At 45.7% G+C, this 21,609-nt stretch carries 25 protein-coding genes and 1 pseudogene; 9 read left to right on the plus strand and 17 right to left on the minus strand.

Going from position 1 to position 21,609, the window contains the following annotated elements; translation table 11 throughout:
• The first annotated feature begins 67 nt into the window (after positions 1-67).
• Positions 68-418 (plus strand): HNH endonuclease, encoded by a 351-nt coding sequence (locus JaK3_RS09735; protein ID WP_068324239.1) that lies wholly within the window; start codon positions 68-70, stop codon positions 416-418.
• A gap of 125 nt (positions 419-543) precedes the next feature.
• A complete protein-coding gene (locus JaK3_RS09740) occupies positions 544-762 on the plus strand; it encodes a hypothetical protein (RefSeq protein WP_068324242.1) in 219 nt (72 codons plus the stop codon).
• Positions 763-770: 8 nt separating this feature from the next.
• Here JaK3_RS09740 and JaK3_RS09745 read toward each other — a convergent pair whose 3' ends face one another.
• The 3 genes and pseudogenes from JaK3_RS09745 to JaK3_RS09755 all read right to left on the minus strand — a co-directional run bounded on the left by JaK3_RS09745 (position 771) and on the right by JaK3_RS09755 (position 2,687).
• The gene (locus JaK3_RS09745) at positions 771-1,145 is read right to left on the minus strand and encodes a hypothetical protein (protein WP_068324245.1); all 375 of its coding nucleotides are present in this window, start codon (positions 1,143-1,145) and stop codon (positions 771-773) included.
• Complete coding sequence (locus JaK3_RS09750) at positions 1,145-1,372, minus strand: hypothetical protein (protein WP_068324248.1); 228 nt, start codon at positions 1,370-1,372, stop codon at positions 1,145-1,147. The genes JaK3_RS09745 and JaK3_RS09750 overlap by 1 nt, the downstream gene beginning before the upstream one ends.
• Before the next feature lie 85 nt (positions 1,373-1,457).
• A pseudogene (locus JaK3_RS09755) lies at positions 1,458-2,687 on the minus strand (dicarboxylate/amino acid:cation symporter).
• A gap of 134 nt (positions 2,688-2,821) precedes the next feature.
• Here JaK3_RS09755 and JaK3_RS09760 point away from each other — a divergent pair.
• Both JaK3_RS09760 and JaK3_RS09765 read left to right on the plus strand, forming a co-directional pair.
• Positions 2,822-3,463: a hypothetical protein gene (locus tag JaK3_RS09760; protein ID WP_068324251.1), complete on the plus strand. Its 642-nt coding sequence runs from the start codon at positions 2,822-2,824 to the stop codon at positions 3,461-3,463.
• Between the two features lie 33 nt (positions 3,464-3,496).
• Positions 3,497-4,162: an alpha/beta hydrolase gene (locus tag JaK3_RS09765; protein ID WP_068324254.1), complete on the plus strand. Its 666-nt coding sequence runs from the start codon at positions 3,497-3,499 to the stop codon at positions 4,160-4,162.
• Here the strand turns inward: JaK3_RS09765 and JaK3_RS09770 are convergent.
• From JaK3_RS09770 to pmbA, 3 genes are all read right to left on the minus strand, one after another.
• Positions 4,155-4,940, minus strand: a complete 786-nt coding sequence (locus JaK3_RS09770) for a sulfite exporter TauE/SafE family protein (protein WP_068324645.1) — start codon at positions 4,938-4,940, stop codon at positions 4,155-4,157. The two genes, JaK3_RS09765 and JaK3_RS09770, sit on opposite strands and share 8 nt — an antisense overlap.
• A 78-nt stretch (positions 4,941-5,018) precedes the next feature.
• Positions 5,019-6,101 carry a TRAP transporter substrate-binding protein gene (locus tag JaK3_RS09775; protein ID WP_068324257.1) on the minus strand — a complete coding sequence of 361 codons (1,083 nt, stop codon included), beginning with the start codon at positions 6,099-6,101 and terminating at the stop codon, positions 5,019-5,021.
• 72 nt (positions 6,102-6,173) lie between these two features.
• A complete protein-coding gene (gene pmbA, locus JaK3_RS09780; RefSeq protein WP_068324260.1) occupies positions 6,174-7,520 on the minus strand; it encodes a metalloprotease PmbA in 1,347 nt (448 codons plus the stop codon).
• A gap of 26 nt (positions 7,521-7,546) precedes the next feature.
• Between pmbA and mog the strand changes: the two genes are divergently transcribed.
• Positions 7,547-8,170 (plus strand): molybdopterin adenylyltransferase, encoded by a 624-nt coding sequence (gene mog, locus JaK3_RS09785; protein ID WP_068324262.1) that lies wholly within the window; start codon positions 7,547-7,549, stop codon positions 8,168-8,170.
• Between the two features lie 75 nt (positions 8,171-8,245).
• On the opposite strand, the gene orn is transcribed toward mog, so the two are convergent.
• Complete coding sequence (orn, locus tag JaK3_RS09790; protein WP_068324265.1) at positions 8,246-8,842, minus strand: oligoribonuclease; 597 nt, start codon at positions 8,840-8,842, stop codon at positions 8,246-8,248.
• 15 nt (positions 8,843-8,857) lie between these two features.
• Between orn and JaK3_RS09795 the strand changes: the two genes are divergently transcribed.
• Both JaK3_RS09795 and rsgA read left to right on the plus strand, forming a co-directional pair.
• Positions 8,858-10,111 (plus strand): M48 family metallopeptidase, encoded by a 1,254-nt coding sequence (locus tag JaK3_RS09795; protein ID WP_068324268.1) that lies wholly within the window; start codon positions 8,858-8,860, stop codon positions 10,109-10,111.
• Between the two features lie 2 nt (positions 10,112-10,113).
• Positions 10,114-11,127, plus strand: a complete 1,014-nt coding sequence (gene rsgA / locus JaK3_RS09800; RefSeq protein ID WP_068324271.1) for a ribosome small subunit-dependent GTPase A — start codon at positions 10,114-10,116, stop codon at positions 11,125-11,127.
• Here rsgA and JaK3_RS09805 read toward each other — a convergent pair.
• From JaK3_RS09805 to rpsP, 6 genes are all read right to left on the minus strand, one after another.
• Positions 11,072-12,031 carry a CobD/CbiB family protein gene (locus JaK3_RS09805; RefSeq protein WP_068324274.1) on the minus strand — a complete coding sequence of 320 codons (960 nt, stop codon included), beginning with the start codon at positions 12,029-12,031 and terminating at the stop codon, positions 11,072-11,074. The two genes, rsgA and JaK3_RS09805, sit on opposite strands and share 56 nt — an antisense overlap.
• Positions 12,028-12,765, minus strand: coding sequence for a CoA pyrophosphatase (locus JaK3_RS09810; protein ID WP_082786432.1), 738 nt, complete (start codon positions 12,763-12,765; stop codon positions 12,028-12,030). Before JaK3_RS09810 ends, JaK3_RS09805 begins: the two co-directional genes overlap by 4 nt.
• 62 nt (positions 12,766-12,827) lie before the next feature.
• Positions 12,828-13,223, minus strand: a complete 396-nt coding sequence (gene rplS, locus JaK3_RS09815; RefSeq protein ID WP_068324277.1) for a 50S ribosomal protein L19 — start codon at positions 13,221-13,223, stop codon at positions 12,828-12,830.
• 133 nt (positions 13,224-13,356) lie between these two features.
• Complete coding sequence (trmD, locus tag JaK3_RS09820; RefSeq protein ID WP_068324280.1) at positions 13,357-14,103, minus strand: tRNA (guanosine(37)-N1)-methyltransferase TrmD; 747 nt, start codon at positions 14,101-14,103, stop codon at positions 13,357-13,359.
• Positions 14,104-14,128: 25 nt separating this feature from the next.
• Complete coding sequence (gene rimM, locus JaK3_RS09825) at positions 14,129-14,695, minus strand: ribosome maturation factor RimM (RefSeq protein WP_068324283.1); 567 nt, start codon at positions 14,693-14,695, stop codon at positions 14,129-14,131.
• Between the two features lie 92 nt (positions 14,696-14,787).
• Positions 14,788-15,033, minus strand: a complete 246-nt coding sequence (gene rpsP / locus JaK3_RS09830; protein WP_011902362.1) for a 30S ribosomal protein S16 — start codon at positions 15,031-15,033, stop codon at positions 14,788-14,790.
• Positions 15,034-15,257: 224 nt separating this feature from the next.
• Between rpsP and JaK3_RS09835 the strand changes: the two genes are divergently transcribed.
• Both JaK3_RS09835 and JaK3_RS09840 read left to right on the plus strand, forming a co-directional pair.
• Positions 15,258-15,782 (plus strand): META domain-containing protein, encoded by a 525-nt coding sequence (locus tag JaK3_RS09835; RefSeq protein ID WP_068324286.1) that lies wholly within the window; start codon positions 15,258-15,260, stop codon positions 15,780-15,782.
• 26 nt (positions 15,783-15,808) lie between these two features.
• Positions 15,809-16,255: a hypothetical protein gene (locus JaK3_RS09840; RefSeq protein ID WP_068324290.1), complete on the plus strand. Its 447-nt coding sequence runs from the start codon at positions 15,809-15,811 to the stop codon at positions 16,253-16,255.
• A gap of 68 nt (positions 16,256-16,323) precedes the next feature.
• Here the strand turns inward: JaK3_RS09840 and JaK3_RS09845 are convergent, their stop codons facing one another.
• From JaK3_RS09845 to JaK3_RS09860, 4 genes are all read right to left on the minus strand, one after another.
• On the minus strand, positions 16,324-18,111 hold the full coding sequence (locus tag JaK3_RS09845) for an acyl-CoA dehydrogenase (RefSeq protein ID WP_068324293.1): 1,788 nt from the start codon (positions 18,109-18,111) through the stop codon (positions 16,324-16,326).
• Between the two features lie 62 nt (positions 18,112-18,173).
• Positions 18,174-19,109 (minus strand): electron transfer flavoprotein subunit alpha/FixB family protein, encoded by a 936-nt coding sequence (locus tag JaK3_RS09850; protein WP_068324296.1) that lies wholly within the window; start codon positions 19,107-19,109, stop codon positions 18,174-18,176.
• The gene (locus JaK3_RS09855) at positions 19,110-19,865 is read right to left on the minus strand and encodes an electron transfer flavoprotein subunit beta/FixA family protein (RefSeq protein WP_068324299.1); all 756 of its coding nucleotides are present in this window, start codon (positions 19,863-19,865) and stop codon (positions 19,110-19,112) included. It abuts the gene before it with no gap.
• Between the two features lie 55 nt (positions 19,866-19,920).
• Positions 19,921-21,573 (minus strand): acyl-CoA synthetase, encoded by a 1,653-nt coding sequence (locus JaK3_RS09860; protein WP_068324302.1) that lies wholly within the window; start codon positions 21,571-21,573, stop codon positions 19,921-19,923.
• Positions 21,574-21,609 lie beyond the last annotated feature (36 nt).

The following is a 21,609-nucleotide window of genomic DNA, read 5'->3' on the forward strand; positions in this document are numbered from 1 at the left end:
TTAAGACTTATTTACTAAACTAGCTTGAGCCCGTGACATTGCCCCACAAGATAGCCAAGACCCTCATATGATTGGAAAAATTCGTCAAAAATTGATTTCTCAAGAGGTGCCGGCTTTACATAAGCCAGCTGAAATCATTTGTCCTATCTGTGATCGCCCCATTCCGGCCTCGCAAAGGGATGCTCACCACCTCATTCCAAAATCGAAGGGCGGAAAAACTACGGAGTATCTACATCGCATTTGCCACAAACAAATACATGCCTTGTTTACCGAAACCGAGCTCGCCCAGCAATACCATCATGCTCAGATTTTGCGAGATCACCCCGAAATGAAAAAGTTTATCCAGTGGGTTTCGAATAAGCCGAATTCCTTTTATGAAAAGACTCGTAAAAGTAGCCGCCTAAAATCTAGCAAATAAATATTGCACCCCTTCTGTGCAAGCTATTACCTTGCAGTAGATAGTTAGCCCCTATTTTGGTGCAATTGATTTAGAAACTGTGCAATTCAAAAAATCGTTCTAACTCCTATTACTTAATATGAGTCATGCGCATCAAAATAACAAAGAGCTTAGTATTGCCAGCTCAAATGCTCGATACTGAAAGTATTCCTGAAGCACTGTTTCCGGAAGGGGATTATCTTGCCAACCTCACACCAGACGGAAAAATTGAGGTCATCAATACTAGGAAAATTAAGGCGCTCTTTTCGTTCTCGCAATTTAGAGACAGAATATCCCTAGGAGAATTTATTGTGGTGGAAGCTTAAAAAGAATCTTAGTGAGCCAAATCCAAGCTCTCTACTACAGCAGTCAGAGCGGCTACTGATGCAAATACCTTTGCACTCACTCCTTTTAAATCCATATCCTCCCAATTAAATTCCAGGGAGAAGTGGGCAGACTCCACAATCAACTCGTAACTGGCAGAAGGCTTCGCTCCAACCTCTTTTGGCTCCTCACTGACTGGTACCCTCAAAGATTCTATAGCAGCAATTAAAGTACTGACCTCATTGCCGGACAACTCCCTTGTTCGAAGTACATCGTCTGTTCGTTTAATCGAAATCTTAGAGACCTCATCAATCGTTACTTCATATTGATTTAGACCAAGATCCATCCATACAGTAAGCTCTAACGCTATAGGATATGTTTTCATTAATCCACCTCATCAATGTGTGGTTCATCAAAATGTTTTTGGGTAGGCTTGAGGCTTGCCTCTAGTTGGGTCCATCTACCTTGATGTATTAGATAGGCACAATCTTTAGCATGATTCTCGAGCAAGCCGAAAATAACCGTAGTGGGGATCTTGCAATGCAGGCACCGATAGGCATGCTGATGCTCTGCAATTTTTTCCTGTGGGTAATCGATATAAAACGGTCTCATCACAACCCTCTCTGTCTAGAGCAAGCCATGAAACTGATCTTACACCTGCATGTATCAAATTACGACTACATTTGAGGGGATTTACCTAGCCCTCTAATTCACCTTCCCATTTAGATATGACGGCTGTAGCCAAACCATTGCCCAAAACATTGGTTGCAGAACGTGCCATATCTAAGAAATGATCAACCCCAAGGATCAATAACACTCCAGCTTCAGGCAAGTTAAATTGCGATAAGGTTGCCGCAATAACCACCAAAGAGGCGCGAGGCACACCCGCAATACCTTTAGATGTAATCATTAATACAAGCAGCATTAAGAGCTGTTGACTTAACTCCATTTCAATACCGTAGACCTGTGCAATAAAGACTGCAGCAAAAGTGCAGTACATCATTGAGCCATCTAGATTAAATGAATAACCCACGGGCAAGACAAATGAGGCAATTTTGTTTTTACAACCAAAGCGCTCTACCCTCTCTAACGTCATGGGATAAGCAGCTTCAGAGCTGGCCGTTGTAAACGCCAATAATGCTGGCTCACGCAACATCTTTACTAAGTGCAAAGTGCGTTTTTTAAGAACGAGAGAACTGATGAGAATAATCACTATCCAGAGCGTAAAGATGGATGCATAAAAGCTCAACATGAACTTGCCGTAGGTCATTAATATGCCTACGCCATTCTCCGCAATTACTGATGAGACGGCCGAGAATACCGCTATTGGAGCAAGCTTCATCACTGCCGTTGTAATCTTGAGCATGATGTGGGAGAGCATATCGAGGTTGCGAATGAATTCATCTGCTCGCGCACCCATACCAGCTGCACCCACACCAAAGAAGACGGCAAACACAACAATTTGCAAGATCTCATTTTTTGCCATTGCATCAAAGATGCTGACAGGAAAAATATGTCTCACAAATTCAGGAAGATTAAGACTGCTCTTATTCAATCCAGTACTAGCAGCAATCTCCGGCAGAGTTAACTCCACCCCAACACCTGGTTGCAGGATATTCACCATCACCAAGCCGAGCAATAGGGATACCAAAGACATAGATATAAACCATGCAAAGGTTTTTAATCCCGCTCGACCGATTGTTGAGGCATCACCCATCTTGGCAATACCAACAACTAGCGTTGCAAACACCAATGGCGCAATGATCATTTTGATCAAGCGCAAGAATACGTCCGTCAAGATGGAGATATAGGTTACATACTAGACGGGAAAAGTTGTTCCGGCACCATACAGATTTACCAAATAACCTGCCAACACACCCAAGACCATCGCCCCTAAAATGAAGTTGGTTAGCTTTTTGGAATTCATGAGTGGCCTATATAAATGGGATGTATAGGGAGATTCTACTCAGTTCCGCGCCCACCCTAGTGAAAGTGCCGATAGGTTTTATCTAGGCTTTAGTTAGACTGAGCTATTCACCTACCTAAGTAAATAGAGGCAATATGATTTGGTTGGGCCTAGCAGTAGCCATTTTTCTGGGAGCCTTGATTACAAGTCCGACCCGCATATTTTTAAAGGCGCCCCTTAATTGGTTGGCTCCAGCCACCATTCTCTTTTTGGTAATTGCCTGGAATATCTCACCAAGCCTTCCAGGCCAACCTGCTGGAAAGTTTTATGGTTTGATCTTCCACTTTTATGGCGCCTCACTGCTAACAGCAATGTTTGGACCGGCAATCGCCCTTGCCATTTTATTTCCAGTGGCATTTCTAGGAATCTATGCAATCCAAGGAAACTATGAAGCCGCTTCGCAACATTATTTAATGGTGTGCGTGCTGCCTACAATGTTTGCTTACCTATCCATTCAAGTTATTCAACGATTTATACCAAAGCATTTATTTGTTCTAATTCTTGGCAATGGTTATGTAGCTGCTTTTATGAGCGTGATTCTATCGGGAACCCTCCTGCTTGTTATCAGGCTGGTAATGGGTGAAGCAAATCAGCTAGATTTCGAAGGATGGTTCTTGGGTCTTATTATTATTGCGTTCATGGAAGGTTCTTTGTCCGGAATGCTCTTGGCCATACTGCTTATTTTCAGACCACACTGGGTGTCAACCTACAACGAAGAAGCCTATATGAGTCGATAATGATCGATTCAAATTCATTAAGAGAAAATTGATATGCTCCCTTGCATTGAACTAGAAACTAGCCCGAACCCAACCGCTGCAGTTATTTGGCTCCACGGCCTCGGCGCCGATGGCAATGACTTCGTACCAATCATTCCAGAATTAAAACTCACCGGTTGCCCCGGAATTCGCTTTATATTTCCTAGTGCGCCCAGCATGCCCGTCACTGTGAATGGCGGCTATGTAATGCCTGCCTGGTATGACATCATCGGCCGAAACCTCATGGATCAAGAAGATGCGGCCGGCATACAGAAGTCAGCAACTGCAATAGTTGAGCTTATTGAAAAAGAGGCTAGTCGCGGAATTGCATACGAAAAAATCGTCCTAGCAGGCTTTTCACAAGGCTGCGCATTGGCATTACATATTGGCCTGCGTTTTCCACACAAGCTGGCAGGCATTATTGCCTTATCGGGATACCTACCTCTCGCAATGAGTGCCAATATAGAAAAACATTCTGCAAATTCCACTACCCCCATCTTTATGGCGCATGGAACTTATGATCCAGTAGTTACTCTGGATCGAGCGCAAGCATCATATGCTCTGCTTGAATCCATGGGTTATCAAGTAGATTGGAATGAATATCCGATGGAGCACTCAGTGAATCACGAAGAGCTGATGGATATCTCACGCTTTTTACAGCAAGTACTGAAAACTACATAAGCCCATCAGAAATTAATTTGATGCTAGCGACTAGCAAAAAGAATCTCACTGTACGGTAATACCATTTCATAGAGATTCTTTTGGCTAAGTAAAAGCCAAAGTAGACGCCAATAGGCACACAGGGCAATAAGATGATTGAGGTTGCTAGCTGTTGGTAATTGAGAAGATCTAAATAGGCATATGGTCCAAGCTTGCCAAAATTAATGACCGTAAAGAAGATCCCCAAGGTCGAGGTGTAGGCCATCGGCAAAAGATTCTCTCGAAGCATATAAACGGTAATTGGCGGACCGCCAATATGCGCTACAAAAGAAGTGAACCCCGAGGTCATGCCCATGGCGCGCCCAAGCCATGGATAAGACTTGGTATCTTTCAACTCCATACGCGACATAGCGAGATTCTGAATCAAAAACAGAAGAGTAAAAATACCAATGGATAGCGTTAATACTTTTGGAGTAATAGCGGTAAAGAAAATCATCCCCAGGAGAAGACCCACAATTGCTGGTGGCGTGATAATTTTCAGAATACGCCAGTTAGCATTGCGAATAAATCTACGCATCCCTACTAAATCAATTGCAATTAAAAGTGGCAGCAAAATTGCTAGGGCTTCGTTAATACTGGATTGGCTTGCCATCAATGGTAGCGACAGAATACCAAGACCCGCACCAAAGCCGCTTTTTGACACCCCGACGATGATCACACTAATCACTGCACACACAAAAAATATGAATGAGTGCGCATGAAAAGACTGAACTAATGAAGAGGCAATCGAATCAAACATGGCATGATAGTAACAAACGTAGAGTCGCCAAAAAGAAATAGGGCCCACTAGGAGCCCTATTACTAAATGCTGTTCTGGTTAAAGTTTCTTGTTAAAACTGTATTGTGAAAACGCTTGCTCAGCCACATTAAACCACTGGGCTTCCATATTCCTAAAGGCGCGGTAGTCCTCAAAAATCTTTTTAAATTGTGGATTCTTGGCAGATTCTTCCGCGTAGGTTTCTTGACTAGCTTTAAAGCATGCGTCCAGGATCGTAGTGTTGAACTTACGCAGTACCGCACCATTTTGTAAAAGGCGCTGTAATGCTGGTGGGTTGAGCGCATCATACTTGGCACACATGTCTGTATGCGCTTCAAAACAGGCCGCTTCCCATGCCGCTTGGTAAGAAGGCGGCAATGAATCCCACTGCTTCTTATTAACCAAGAAAGATAATCCTGCGGCGCCTTCCCAAAACGCAGGGTAATAATAATTTTTAGCTACTTTAGCCAGGCCTAACTTCTCATCATCGTATGGGCCAACAAATTCTGCAGCATCAATCGTGCCTTTTTCTAAGGCTGAATAGATCTCACCAGCAGGTAGCTGCTGTGGAACAACACCTAGCTTTGCAAGCACTTGCCCTGCAAAGCCTGCGATACGGAATTTCAGACCCTTTAAATCCTCTGGAGATTTAATCTCTTTGCGAAACCAGCCACCCATTTGCGTGCCAGTCTGTCCACCTAGGAAATTGACGATGTTGTAACTCGCATAGAGCTCACGCATTAACTTCATACCATTGCCATGGAGCATCCAAGCAGCTTGCTGTCTGGCTGTCATACCAAATGGAGCGGCAGTATCAAAGATGAAAGCACTGTTTTTACCTAAGTAGTAATAACTCGCAGTATGTCCACACTCTACTGTGCCATTTTGAACTGCGTCTAAAACTTGCAGAGCTGGAACCACCTCTCCTGCTGCAAATACCTTGACATTGAATTTTCCATCAGTTGCTTTACGTAATGCACTTGCAAAGACTTCTGGCGTACCAAACAAGGTATCCAATGATTTAGGAAAGCTGGATACCAAGCGCCAATTCAAAGTTGGTAAGTTTTGCGCAAGTGCCGGTGTAGCTAGAGCTGCAGCACCAGCGCCAATAGTGGCTTTCTTTAAAAATGAACGTCTTTGCATTGCTAGCTCCCCCTTAAAAAAATCATGAGTTTGTTTATAGATTTTATTTGGTAACCGTCTTCAGCTCTTAAATTATTTTCCACCAACTGTCATCGAGCCTAACAAGATCGATCCCGTTTCTTTGGTCCCGCGGATCAACGTATCACTGCCAATGAGCTGAATATCCATCAACATATCACGCAAATTACCGGCAATGGTGACCTCTTCAACAGGATATTGGATCTCGCCATTCTCAACCCAATAACCAAATGCACCTCTCGAATAATCGCCCGTCACATAATTAACGCCCTGACCCATTAACTCTGTAACCAATAGCCCCGTACCCATCTCTTTTAGTAAGGCTGGTAAACCACCCTTAGGTGTTCTTTTACTCTGTAAGGTAAGATGGTGTGAGCCACCTGCATTGCCGGTAGTCTTCATGCCCAATTTACGAGCTGAATAGGTTGATAAAAAATAGCCCTCTAGTATCCCCTTGTCTACCACTGTGCGAGCGGTAGTTTTTACGCCCTCTTCATCAAATGGTGCGCTACCAGTCATTGACTTTAAGTGTGGGTCTTCATACAAACTGACATGCTTTGGTAAAACTTGTTTACCTAGGCTATCTAGTAAAAAGCTAGAGCGGCGATATAAAGCACCTCCAGAAACCGCTTGCACCAAGCCACCCAATAAGCCTGCAGCCAAAGGGGCTTCAAAGATCACGGGGCAACGTCGAGTACTCAATGATCTTGCCTTGAGACGAGATAAGGCTCGCTGAGCCGCATATCGCCCAATCGCAGCAGGATCAGCCAACTCCCCGGGAATACGTGAACTGGAATACCAATCATCGCGCTGCATATGCGCTTTCTTACCGCCTGAACTTGCAATCGGAGCACAAGAAATATAGTGGCGAGAAAATGGATAACCACCCATAAAGCCGAGAGATGTCCCCATCATGAAATGAGCATGATGTGCTGATACAGATGCGCCATCACTATTTTGAATTTGTTTGCTCACGGCAAATGCCGCACCTTCGGCACTGCGCGCGATTTCTACAGCAGCAGCTGCATCGATATTCCACGGATGAAACAAATCTAAATCCAGTGGATGCTTTTCTAGTAGGTCAGCCTCTGCTGGACCAGCACACACATCTTCTGCAGTATGTTGAGCAATATGAAACGCAGCGTCTACCGTTGCCTTGAGAGACTCTTTAGAAAAGTCACTAGTACTAGCATTACCACGATGATGGCCCAAAAATAATGTAACGCCTACTTGCTTGTCTAGGCTTTGCTCAATAGTCTCAACTTCACCCTTGCGAACGGTTACGGATAGGCCTTGCCCTTCCGAGACCTCAGCTACGGCATCAGAGGCACCCCTTCTTTTGGCCTCTTTGAGCATGAAATCGATGATTTCTTGAAACTGATTCGATGTGTATGTAAACATACCCTAATAATAGCTAGAATAGAAACATGAAGCATACCGAAGCCCTAAAACGAAATAGCCCAAATGAGGTCAAAATTGGCCTCATTTCGATCTCGGATCGCGCCAGCAAGGGCGTCTATCAAGATGAAGGCATCCCCGCACTCCAAGCCTGGCTCATGAGAGCAATCAGTAACCCCTGCGTCTTTCATGAACGCTTGATTGCTGATGAATCCGAAGTCATTACCGAGACCATTGTTGAGCTTGTAGATGAACTAGGCTGCGACTTAGTCCTCACCACAGGTGGTACAGGCCCATCAAGAAGAGATGTCACCCCTGAGGCTACCCGCGATGCTGGAACCCGTGAAATGCCCGGTTTTGGCGAACAAATGCGTCAAATTAGCCTGAACTTTGTCCCTACCGCAATTCTGTCTCGACAAACCGCTGTTCTTAGGGAGGTCGATGGTCATGCTGCGCTGGTCATTAACTTGCCTGGACAACCCAAGGCGATTGCCGAAACACTCGAAGGCCTCAAAGATGAAAACGGCAAATCGATCGTTCCCGGCATCTTTGCTGCCGTACCCTACTGCATCGATTTAATTGGTGGTCCGTACATCGAAACCGATGAATCAGTGATTAAGGTCTTCAGACCCAAGAGCGCGATTAAAAAGTAATCCGAACACTAATCATCTGTTAGCAAATAAAAAGGTCCGCATTGCGGACCTTTTGCTTGTGCGGTGTTTATTCAATCACTGTGGCAAGGGTACGATAAATTTCTCACGATAGTATTTGAGCTCCTCGATAGACTCCTCGATATCAGCCAAGGCTGTGTGAGCCTGCTTCTTAGCAAAGCCCTTAACCAACTCGGGATGCCAACGTTTGCAGAGCTCTTTTAGAGTAGACACGTCGATATTCCGATAATGAAAGTAAGCCTCTAACTTAGGCATGTACTTAGCCATAAAGCGTCTGTCTTGACCAATCGTGTTGCCGCACATCGGTGCGATACCTGCCTTAATATATTTTTTCAGAAATGCAATACATTCAGCTTCGACGGTAGCCTCATCCAAGGTGGATGCCTTCACTTTATCGATCAAGCCTGAACGCCCATGAGTGCCCTTATTCCAAGCATCCATTGCATCTAAGACTGCATCCTCTTGATGCACAACCCAGACGGGGGCTGTAGCAATAGTATTCAAATGGGCGTCCGTAACGATGATGGCAATCTCCAAAATCCGCTCGGTTTCGGGGTTTAAACCCGACATCTCCATATCCACCCAAATAAGGTGCTCATTGGCTGGTGCCGCCTTAACTGCCGGTGCTGCTGTTGTGTTAGTTTGCTCGCTCATATCTATAATGATCTCATGACATTCACAATTATTTTTCTAATCGCCTTTATTGCTAGTTTTGGTTTACGCCACTGGCTGTCCCAACGTCAAATTCGCTATGTGGCAAAGCATCGCGATGCCGTGCCTGCTGAATTCGCTGAAAAAGTGACTTTAGCTGAACATCAAAAAGCGGCTGACTACACTATCGCCAAATTACGCCTTGGCATTATAGAAAATGGCGTCAGCGCCATCATTTTAATTTGCTTTACCTTATTGGGTGGCTTGCAGATCCTAAACATGGCACTGCTGCAACTTCTGGGTGAAGGCATTCCCCAACAAATGGCGCTGCTTGTTTCAATTGTGCTTATCTCCGGAGTGCTCGATATTCCATTTTCTTGGTACAAGCAATTTCATTTAGAAGAGCGCTTTGGCTTTAACCGGATGACCAAAAAACTTTTCTTCTCAGATATGTTTAAAGGGATCTCGGTAGGGAGTGCGATTGGTGTCCCACTACTTTGGGTCATTTTGTCCTTGATGGAAAAAGCAGGAGATTTATGGTGGTTATGGGCATGGGCAGTGTTAACAGTCTTTAGCTTGCTAATGCAGTGGGTTTTCCCAACCTTTATCGCCCCACTCTTTAATAAATTCCAAGCCCTAGATGAAGGCCCATTAAAGACGCAGATTGAAGCGCTTCTCAAACGCTGTGACTTTGCCAGCCAAGGTCTATTTGTTATGGATGGCAGTAAGCGTAGCGCTCATGGCAATGCATTTTTTGCTGGCATGGGCAAAGCTAAACGCATTGTATTTTTTGACACCCTCATTGAGAAACTCAATCCAGGCGAAGTAGAGGCAGTACTCGCACACGAGCTTGGTCATTACAAATGCAACCATATTCGTAAGCGACTCTTGGTTTCCTTTGCGTTGAGCTTCGCCATGTTTGCTCTCTTGGGTTGGATTAGCACAAAGGTTTGGTTCTACACAGACTTGGGCGTAATGCCTAACCTCAATGGCTATAACGGTGGACTTGCATTGGCGCTCTTTATGTTGGTATCGCCAGTATTTAGCTTCTTCTTCACACCACTCTCTAGCTTGGCATCACGTAAACATGAGTACGAGGCTGACGGCTTTGCTGCTGAAAAATCTTCAGCAAAAGATTTGGTTACTGCCCTAGTGAAGTTGTACCAAGACAATGCGTCGACTCTCACGCCAGATCCAATCTATACGGCTTTTTATAGCTCTCATCCGCCTGCGCCATTACGCATCGCTAACTTACAACGGTTTAGCTCATAAGGATGGAACAGTTTCATGCGCTACTCATTGCCTCCTACGGAAGGCATTATTTAGCGCAGCGTTTAAATACGGATGCTAATGGCTGTGAGTCCCCCAGCGGTCCACTGATTCAAGTAAGCACACCCGCCAAACAACACATAGGCGCCGTGGGTGATCGCATGTTGCTTGAAATGACTTCGGCTGATCAAGCGCGCATCATCCAAATTGAGCCACGAGAGAATCTTCTCTATCGCTCAGATGCATTTAAGAGCAAGCTCATTGCTTCAAACGTAGATCAAATCCTAGTAGTGCTCGCTACACAGCCGGCTTTCTCACCAGACCTTTTAGGCAGAGCAGTAGTAGCAGCAGAAGCCAATCAAATAGGTCTACATATCCTGCTCAATAAATGCGATCTCAAAGATCACCTGGAGCATGCTCGAAAAATCATCGCGCCCTATGCGCGCATGGGCTATCAGGTGAGTGAAGTCTCCGCCAAATTTGATCCGGCCTCGATTGACTCCTTACGTACAGCCTTGCAAGGCAAAATTTCTGTTTTTGTTGGTCAATCAGGTATGGGCAAATCTAGCTTACTCAATGCCTGGATACCCAACGCCGCAGCGCTGACCCAAGAGTATTCAGTACGTCTAGATACTGGTAAACACACCACCACTGCATGCCGTTACTTTGAACTGCCAGAAGCCTGGGGCAGAGATGCAACCGGCAAGTTAGGTGCGCTGATTGATTCACCTGGCTTTCAGGAATTTGGTTTAGCTCACATGTCTGTAAGTGAACTACAGCACGCCTTCAGAGAATTTAAAGACTTGCTTGGTAAGTGTCGCTTTCATAATTGCGCACATTTATCTGAGCCAGACTGTGCGGTACGAGAAGCGGTAGACAGAAACGAAATAGCGCCAGAAAGACTGGCGCTATTTAGACAATTACACTCCGACTCAAAAACAGCGGATGTACAAATTCAGGGAATTAGCCAAGCCAAAGAGCGATGGTCAGCATTAGCAACAAAGCCATCCAAGCGATAACGAGACGCCATACCAATCCCACTGCGGAGCGCATGGTGCGCTCAGTAGGTTCAAGACCTACCTCGTATACAACTGGCTCACCAGCTTCCGCCATACGCAATGCTTCACCGCTATCAGGCTCACTCATTGGCTCACCTAAGCGAACACCTAGAGCTCCACTACCTGCAGCTAAGATCACTGCCGATAAAGAATCAGACCATTTTTGTGTCAGGTAACGCCAACCATAAACAGCGCCTTCAAAGTTACCAACAATCGCAAAGCCCATGGCGGTAATGCGTGCAGGAACCCAATCCAAGACGTAGAAGAAATGACGTGCAGCTTCACTCAGATTGAAGTCACCACGCTCAGACCAACGTTGCGCAGCAATATCTGCCAAGCGATAGAGCACAACACCCGCTGGACCCATTGGCATCATGAACCAGAACAGTACACCAAAGACATGGTGATGTGATCCGATAATGGCACGTTCAAGCGCCAAAGAAATCACTTCGGTCTCAGTTAAGTTGGAAGTGTCTAACTCAGGACCGTACCACTCACCCAAGGCAGCACGAGCTCCAGGCAAGTCATGCGCTTCAATCGCTTCATGCACAGCAGTAAATGAATGGCTGAACTGACGAAAGCCAAAAAACAAATACGCGATGACGATATTCCAAATAAATCCGAGGATGGGGTAAGTCACCATGCAAATGACATACACCATGAACACTAAGAAGGTTGGCAAGATGAAGGCAACCAAACAGGCCATACGCGCGCCTACAGGGCTCGCACCTTCTTCAGTCTTGCCACCGAATTCAGCAGCAACCCAATCCAACCAGCGGGCGCAAACACGCGCAATCCAATGGCTTGAAGTTACTGGGCGATATTGCTCAGCAATGAGGGCGAAGAGAATAGAAAAGAAAGTCATACTTTTAATAAATGATAAAGGTTACGCAACATTCCCGCAGTGGCACCCCAAATAAAGCGGTTCTCATAAGGCATTGAATAAAAACGTCGTCCGCCCTGCTCACTTTGCCACAGTCTAACCTGATGGTTGGCAGGATCAAGTAAAAAACTCAGGGGTACTTCAAATACATCCGCTACTTCAAACTCATCTAAGACGTATTCTGCCTGAGCCTGAACCAATCCTACTACTGGCGTCACGCTATAGCCAGATACTGTTAAATACTGAGGCATGTGGCCAATAATCTCAACTCTCTTGGGATCCAGTCCAATTTCTTCCTGACTCTCACGTAAAGCAGTGTCATTTGGACTTTGATCCTCCGGATCCATGCGACCGCCTGGAAAACTAATTTGTCCTGCGTGATCGCGCAAATGATTGGTTCTTTGCGTTAGCAGCACTGACAATCCCTCCTCTTTCAATACAAGAGGAATAAGTACGGCAGCTTTAGTAACTTTTCCGGCAGACTCACGTTTGGCAATAATATCTGCCGCAATCACATGACGGTTTTCATCGGTAATCTCTGGCTCCCATTTTGGTGGAGATTGCAAGCGCAGCTTTAAACCAGCTGGCTCAAGAAATTCTTTTGCTACCTTTTTTTCATGTGCACATGTCTCATGAATCGGAACTGCTTGCGCATCAAATCCTGGGGGCGCTGCAACATTCATTGCGTAGTCTTCAGGGCTTGGTGTCTTGGGCATATTCATATTCTAAGGCAACAAAAAAGGCGACCGAGGCCGCCTTTTTTACTTCAAGCCGACATTTATTCTGCGGCTGGAGCTGCTGCTGCAGTCTTACGTGCAGGCAACTTCTCTTTAATACGTGCAGACTTACCTGAACGATCGCGCAAGTAGTACAACTTCGCACGACGTACATCACCGCGACGCTTCACTTCAATACCAGCGATCAATGGTGAGTAAGTTTGGAATGTACGCTCTACACCTTCGCCAGATGAAATCTTACGAACGATAAAGCTGGAATTGAGTCCGCGATTACGCTTAGCAATCACAACGCCTTCAAAGGCCTGGGCACGCTTACGTGTACCCTCAACTACGTTTACGCTAACAACTACTGTGTCGCCAGGAGCAAAGCTTGGCAATACTTTGTTAGCACTTAAGCGAGCAATTTCTTCTTGCTCAATTTTTTCAATTAAATTCATTTTTAATCCTTAAACATCGTATTAGCGTTTAATCCCGAGATATAAATCAACGGACCTAATAGAGGATGCAGTTAAAACAATTTCACTAAACCAAAAACTAAACTACCTATTCACTACTGCACACTAAAAGTATTTACAGAGAGCGAAGAAATTGTTCATCTTCTCGGGTTAGCAACCCTTTGGTTCTAGCCGATTCAATTAAGTCCGGCCTTAACCTCAACGTCAGCTCTAAAGACTTCTGCCGACGCCAAACCGCTATTTTAGCGTGATGTCCGCCTAAAAGCACGTCCGGAACGGATAAATTTTCATATATTTCAGGGCGGGTGTAATGCGGATAGTCTAAAAGGCCGTTCATAAAGCTATCCTGGGCGGCTGATTCGCCATCTCCAAGGGCTCCTGGGATAAGCCTAATTACCGCATCCATCATGGCCATAGCGGCGATTTCACCCCCAGAAAGCACGAAATCGCCAATAGAAAGCTGTAAATCGACGTTTCGGTCGACAAAACGCTGATCTACGGCCTCATATCGACCACAAATGAAGCTTAAATTACCGTAATTGAGGATATCTGTCGCTATCTTCTGAGAAAAACGCTCCCCTTGGGGCGCTAATAAGCAGATTGGACCGCTTTTGATTCCAGCTGCCTCATGGGATGCCTTGATTCCAGCAACGGCATCTTCCAATGGCTTTGCCATCATGACCATTCCTGGGCCGCCGCCATAGGCGCGATCATCTACCGTTTTACGAGGATCAGAACAAAAATCTCGAGGGTTCCACAAATGGACGCTAGCCAAAGATTGTTCACATGCGCGCCCAGTAATACCCCACTGCGTTAAAGCAGAGAACATTTCTGGAAATAAGGTTACAACATCAAAGCGCATATCTATCTCGAATTATCTATGAGCTTTATTGCCAGTCAGATTGCCAGTCAAGCGCAATCACTTTTTTTGGCAGATCAACGTTTTGCACCACCTCTTTTACAAACGGTACCAAATATTTGATTGTCTTTGTTTGTGCATCGCCAATTGCGATGACACCATGCGCACCATTCTCAGTGACGTCAATCACCTCACCAAGAGTTTCATTTTGCAAATTGATGGCGTTACATCCAATGAGGTCTACCCAGTAATAGGAATCACTCTCGGCCTTTGGAAAGGCATCGCGCGCAACTAATATTCTGGCACCCTTTAACGCAAGCGCTTGATCGCGATCGCTAACACCTTCAAGCGCCATCACCACATTACCACTGTGCATCTTGGCACTCTTTACTTTGTATTGCGTCAATGAGGCCTGCTCTACAGACGCAGAAACGCCAGCATCCCTACGCGGGATCAGAGATAACCAAACTGATTTAGAAGAAAGAAGTGCTACAGGCTCTGAAGAGTGAGGTCTAACCTTCACTTGACCCTGCAAACCTTGTGCCTCAGATATGGCGCCAAGCTCAATCAAATCATTAAGGGAAGGTGCGCTCATTTGTAAGACACCTTATTTTCCCAAAATAGAACTACTAGAAATTCTGTCACTAAAAGCTTCATCACTTCGATGAAGCTTTTAGTAATCGAATATTAAACAGCTGGATTGTTTTTGATCAAACGCACTACTGTTGGAGAGATTTGCGCACCAACACCAGTCCAGTAAGTCAAACGGTCTTGAGCAATACGCATTGCTTGCTCAGTTGCCGCTGCTTGTGGGTTGAAATAACCAATACGCTCGATAAAGTTCGAGTCACGACGGTTGCGCTTATCAGTAGCAACGATGCTGTAAAAAGGGCGCTTCTTAGAACCGCCGCGTGCCAGTCGAATGACGACCATACTTATTCCTTAAAATCTAAAATGAAAACAGGTTGATTACAACCCAATGAAATTTCTACAAAAAATCTTGGGCTCCAGCTCACCAAATACAGATACGGTAGAGCGGAAAACCTCATATTCTAGACGAAAACCCCTACTTCTTCCACCTATTTAAGAAGGCTAGCCAGTAGAATAGAATGTAGCCAGATGTAAAAAGTATATTAAAAACAATAACTTAGAAAAATATGACCCTTAAATCCAGCGTTTCAGCCGCCTTTAGAAGCCAAATAAATAGGCTATTTCTGGCGCTTTCTTGCTTAGGTCTTGGTTTTTTGGTTGGTTGCGCTAACGTTATCCCGCCTTGTGGCGCCAAAATCAGCCCACCGAGCAGTGAGCTCAAAAACACCAAATGGGAGCTCACCCGTTGGAACCTGCCCCCAAACAACAATGGTGAGGTTCGAGCCCGCCAAATCCCCCAAGGTGACGCTAGTAATCCCATCCAAATCATTTTTGACGTCAATGGCCAACGCCTTAGTGGTTCGACAGGATGTAATCGCTTCACTGCAACGATCGATGAAGATGCGCGCGGTTTCTCTCTCAAGCAAATTGCCAGCACCAAAATGGCTTGTAGTCCGCAACGTATGGAACTAGAAAATGATTTTCTCTATCAGCTAAACGACTATCGCAGCATCGTGCGCAATGGCGATCAACTACTCATGATTGGCACGGATCGTGAAGTATTAAGCTTTACTCAAAAACCAAATAAATAAATATCGGCAACTCTACAGAAATACTTATGAAAAAATCCAAACTCCTATTTTGTGCGCTGGGATTTCTCCTTCCTGGAAGCGGTCTCAACTGCTTTTATCTGCAGGGGCTCAAATCCTTTTGGGCATGGGTGCAGTTATTTGCCTTAATTGGTGGTGTGGCGGGTTGGGTTATTTTAAAAGGCGCACATTTTCATTCTGCGCCAGGATGGGTGCTTGTGACTTTTGGGTTTATTGCTATTGAAGCAAGTTGGTTAACGACGATTGCTTTCGGTCTTCGCTTAGATGAAAAGTGGGATGCTCAATTTAATCCCGGCATTGAAGAGCATCGTCGCAGCCGCTCTGGCTGGCCGGTGATCTTGACTGTGATTTTCTCTTTAGTTTTTGGTGCTGGTGTGATGATGACTTTTTTAGCAGTCTCATTCGAGCAATTCTTTATCTCTCAAATCCACGAAGCAAAAAAGCTATCCCAGTAATTGCAGATAGCTTTTCTTTTGCAAGAACCGCTCTTTGGAGCGGTTTTTTTATTCACTTTTAAATCTCTTTAGAACTGCTCCACTTCTAATGCATTTGTAGAGTGTCCGCTTTCCACAATCGATGTGGCCAGGGCTTGTGCTTGAGGCATGAGGTTCTCGGCAAAGAAACGCGCTGTAGCAATTTTTGCATCATAGAAACTTGGATCACCGTCACGCAAACGCTCAGCTGCTAAAAGTGCTCTAGCCATTTGCCAACCACCCAACACTAAACCAGATAAGCGCAGGTAGGCAAAACTGCCAGCGTAGACCGCTTTGATATCAGTCTTAGCATTTGCAACGATATAGGCTACCGCTTGCTCGAATGCAGCGCGAGCTAATGTAAGTTGCTTGAGAACCGCTTTAGCATCCGCTGAACCACTAGCAGCTAAATCTTTTTCTGTGGCAGCAATTCTTTGGGAAAGTTCTTTTGCAATAGCGCCGCCATCACGTACGGTTTTTCTGCCGACCAAGTCATTCGCCTGAATGGCAGTAGTGCCCTCATAAATCGTCAAGATACGGGCATCGCGATAGTGCTGTGCAGCGCCAGTCTCTTCAATAAAGCCCATGCCACCATGCACCTGAACACCCAAGCTTGCTACCTCAATCGACATCTCCGTAGAGAAGCCCTTAACGATCGGCACTAAGAATTCATAAATGGCCTGGTTAGCTTTGCGTACAGCCTCATCAGGCGCTGCGTGCTGTGCGTCATAGGCAGAAGCAGCGTAATAAGCTAGGGCACGTGATGCCTCTGTATAAGCACGCATAGTCATCAGCATGCGCTTCACATCCGGCTGATGAATGATCGCTACAGGGCCAGGAGAGCCAGCTAAGTCGCGGCTTTGGACACGGTCTTTTGCGTATTGAACAGCCTTTTGATAAGCGCGCTCTGCAACTGCAACACCTTGCATACCTACTGCAAAGCGAGCTGCATTCATCATTACAAACATATATTCCAGACCGCGGTTTTCTTCACCAACCAAGTAGCCGATTGCTCCGCCATGGTCGCCAAATTGCAGTACTGCAGTTGGGCTAGCCTTGATGCCAAGCTTGTGCTCAATGGATACACAATGCACATCATTGCGCTCACCTAATGAACCATCAGCATTAACCAAGAACTTAGGCACTACGAATAAAGAAATCCCTTTTACACCCTCAGGCGCATCAGGTGTTCTTGCAAGCACCAAATGGATAATATTCTTAGCCATATCGTGCTCACCATAGGTGATGTAAATTTTGGTACCAAAAATCTTGTACGTGCCATCACCCTCCGGTACGGCACGTGAACGCACCATCGATAAATCGGAGCCAGCCTGTGGCTCGGTGAGGTTCATTGTTCCAGTCCACTCACCAGAAATCATTTTTGGAACGTATTGCTCCTGAAGTTCTGGGCTTGCCGCTGTTAACAAGGCTTCAATAGCCCCATCAGTCAGTAATGGGCAAAGGGCAAAAGAAAGATTGGCTGCATTGACCATCTCCAAACATGCAGTAGAAATTAGCTTTGGCAGACCTTGGCCACCAAACTCTGCTGGATGGATAACGCCTTGCCATCCTGCGGCAGCATATTGCTCAAAAGCATTCTTAAAGCCGGGAGTGGTTGTAACAACACCATCTTTTAATGAGCTTGGATTTTGATCTCCAGCCCAATTCAGGGGTGCAACAACATCTTGATTGAACTTAGCAGACTCTTCCAAAATGGCAGGCGCTAAATCCACATCTGCACCCGCTTCTGCGTAAGAGGGGTAGGCAACGACATCTGATAGCCCAGCTAGTTCATTCATCACAAACAACATATCTTTCACTGGGGCTACGTATGGCATTACAACTCCTTTTAATTCAAATTGAATACTTCTATTGTTTGACTAGCATTGCTGCCAGCCACTTATCCCAAAGCTTTAGTTAACTCTGGAACAGCGGTATTTAAATCTGCAACCAAACCATAATCCGCAACGCCAAAGATTGGCGCTTCTGGATCTTTGTTAATAGCTACGATCACTTTGGAATCTTTCATACCAGCTAAGTGCTGGATGGCACCAGAGATACCTACAGCGATATATAACTGTGGAGCCACAATCTTGCCGGTCTGACCAACCTGGTAGTCATTTGGTACATAACCCGCATCTACAGCAGCGCGCGATGCCCCTAAGGCAGCTCCGAGCTTATCAGCCAAAGGCGTAATGAGTTCTTGATACTTCTCACCAGAACCTAAACCACGGCCACCAGATACGATGATCTTGGCAGCAGTCAATTCAGGGCGATCTGACTTAGTTAACTCGCGACCAACAAAAGAGGATTGAGCCTTACTGTCAGCAACTGCCGCTTTCTCAATAGCAGCTGAACCGCCAGTCGAGGCTACTGGATCAAAACCAGTGGTACGAACAGTGATCACTTTTACTGGGTCAACAGATTGCACTGTTGCAATTGCATTACCAGCGTAAATTGGGCGCTCAAAAGTATCTGCTGACAATACTTTAGTAATGTCAGATAGCTGAGCAACATCCAACTTAGCAGCAACGCGTGGCAAGACATTCTTACCGTTAGCAGTTGCTGGAGCCAAGATATGGCTATAGCCATTCGCAATTGAGAGAATCTGTGCAGCCAAAGGTTCGGCCAATTGATCAGCTAAATTTGCCGCATCGATTTGAATAACTTTACGTACACCAGCAATTTGAGCTGCTGCAGCTGCGGCGGCATCAGCCCCGCTACCAGCAACCAGCACATCCACCTCTGGACCGCACTGCAAAGCAGCCGCTACTGCATTAAGCGTAGCTGCTTTTAAGGATTGATTGTCGTGTTCAGCAATAACAAGTGCGGCCATTTAGATCACCTTCGCTTCATTTTTGAGTTTTTCTACCAAAGCTGCTACATCAGCAACCATCACACCTGCGCTACGCTTAGGCGGCTCTTCAACTTTGATTGTTTTAAGACGTGGGGCAATATCGACACCCAAATCTTCCGGCTTCACAATATCAATGGTCTTTTTCTTGGCTTTCATGATGTTCGGCAAAGTGACATAACGTGGCTCATTCAGACGCAAGTCAGTCGTAATGACTGCAGGCAAAGAAAGGGCAATAGTTTCTAAACCGCCATCCACTTCACGAGTCACAGTGGCTTTGCCATCAGCAATAACCACCTTAGATGCAAAGGTTGCTTGTGGGATATCGATCAGGCTTGCCAACATCTGACCAGTTTGATTGCTATCGTCATCAATCGCTTGCTTACCAAGGATGATGATTTGCGCCTGCTCTTTATCAGAGAGCGCCTTGAGAATCTTTGCTACTGCCAAAGGCTGCAAGTCGGCATCAGGAGCAGTCTCAACCAAGATGGCGCGATCAGCGCCAATAGCTAAAGCAGTACGTAATGTTTCTTGGCATTGGGTTGCGCCTGCAGTCACCACTACCACTTCAGTTGCTACGCCCGCTTCTTTTAAACGCACCGCCTCTTCAACTGCGATTTCATCAAAGGGATTCATACTCATTTTGACGTTAGCAAGATCCACGCCAGAATTGTCTGATTTCACCCGAATTTTGACGTTGTAATCAACAACACGTTTTACAGCTACTAAGATTTTCATTTGGAATTCTCAATAATGGTTAACGATCTATTTTATCCGCCCTGAAGAGCAATCTCTAAACATCAATAGCAGTGGCAGATCCAGCCTGCTTGCGCAACTCAAACTTCTGAATTTTGCCGGTTGATGTCTTGGGTAGCTCGCAGAACACAATCGCCCTAGGAACCTTGAAGCCAGCCAAATGCTGCTTGCAATGGGCAATGATCTCTTCTGGAGTCACCTCTGACCCTGGCTTAATCTCCAGGAAGGCGCAAGGGGTTTCGCCCCACTTTGGATCTGGTTTAGCAACAACGGCGGCGGCATTCACTGCAGGATGGCGATAGAGAACATCCTCCACCTCAACAGAAGAAATATTCTCCCCACCAGAAATGATGATGTCTTTGCTACGGTCTTTCATCTTGACGTAACCATCAGGATTCATCACAGCTAAGTCACCCGAATGGAACCATCCACCCTCAAACGCTTCTTGAGTAGCTTTCTCATTCTTAAGATAGCCCTTCATAGCGATGTTGCCTTTGAACATAATCTCGCCCATGGTTTCACCATCAGCAGGAACTGGTTTCATCGTTTCTGGATCCAGTACTGCAATTGCTTGCTGCATGTGATAGCGCACGCCTTGACGAGCATTCAAACGAGCACGCTCACCGATATCCAAATCATTCCATTCATCTTGCTTGACGCACACTGACGCTGGGCCATAAACCTCAGTCAAGCCATATACGTGAGTTAAGTCAAAGCCTAACTTTTCCATGCCCTCAATAATGGATGCAGGTGGCGCAGCGCCTGCAATCAAGCCTTTGACGCCCGCAGGAACACCAGCCTTCAGCTCATCAGGCGCATTGACCAAGAGGTTATGAACAATAGGAGCAGCACAATAGTGAGTCACGCCATGCTCTTTAATCGCTGCAAAAATATGCTGCGCATCCACACGACGTAAGCAGACGTTTACACCTGCACGAGCAGCAATCGTCCACGGGAAACACCAGCCATTGCAATGGAACATCGGCAATGTCCACAAGTACACCGGATGCTTATTGATATCCCAGTCCAACACATTTGAAACGGCGTTGATTGCAGCACCGCGATGGTGATAGACAACTCCCTTAGGATTGCCAGTAGTACCGGAGGTGTAGTTCAAGCAAATTGCTTGCCATTCATCAGCGGGCACTTGCCATGCAAAACTAGGATCGCCCTCAGAAAGAAATTTTTCATAAGTCAGTTTGCCCAACTTCTCACCAGGCACATCAAACTCTTTTTCTTCTACGTCGATTACTAAAAATTCACGCCCTGATTCTTTCTTTGCGATCTCCAAAGCCTTCTTCATGACAGCTGAAAACTCCGGATCAACAATGACCACTTTTGCTTCACCATGGTTGAGCATAAATGCAATTGATTCGGCATCTAAACGGGTATTGAGGGCATTTAATACCGCACCCGCCATCGGAATACCAAAGTGAGCCTCCACCATTGGCGGGGTATTGGGCAACATTACTGCCACCGTATCACCCAAACCAATACCGTGTTTTTGCAAAGCACTAGCTAAGCGACGGCAACGTTCATATGTTTGCTGCCAAGTCTGGCGCAACTTGCCATGAATAATGGCGGTTTTATTCGGATAAATCTCTGCTGAGCGCTCTAAAAAGAGGAGCGGAGTAATTGGGGTGTAATTGGCTGGATTGCGATCCAAACCTTGTTCATAAATATTTGCCATCTTCAGCTTTCGATTTCGTTTTACTAAATTACAGTT

It is taken from the genome of Polynucleobacter yangtzensis (assembly GCF_001595965.1).
GTDB classification, from domain to species: Bacteria; Pseudomonadota; Gammaproteobacteria; order Burkholderiales; family Burkholderiaceae; genus Polynucleobacter; species Polynucleobacter yangtzensis.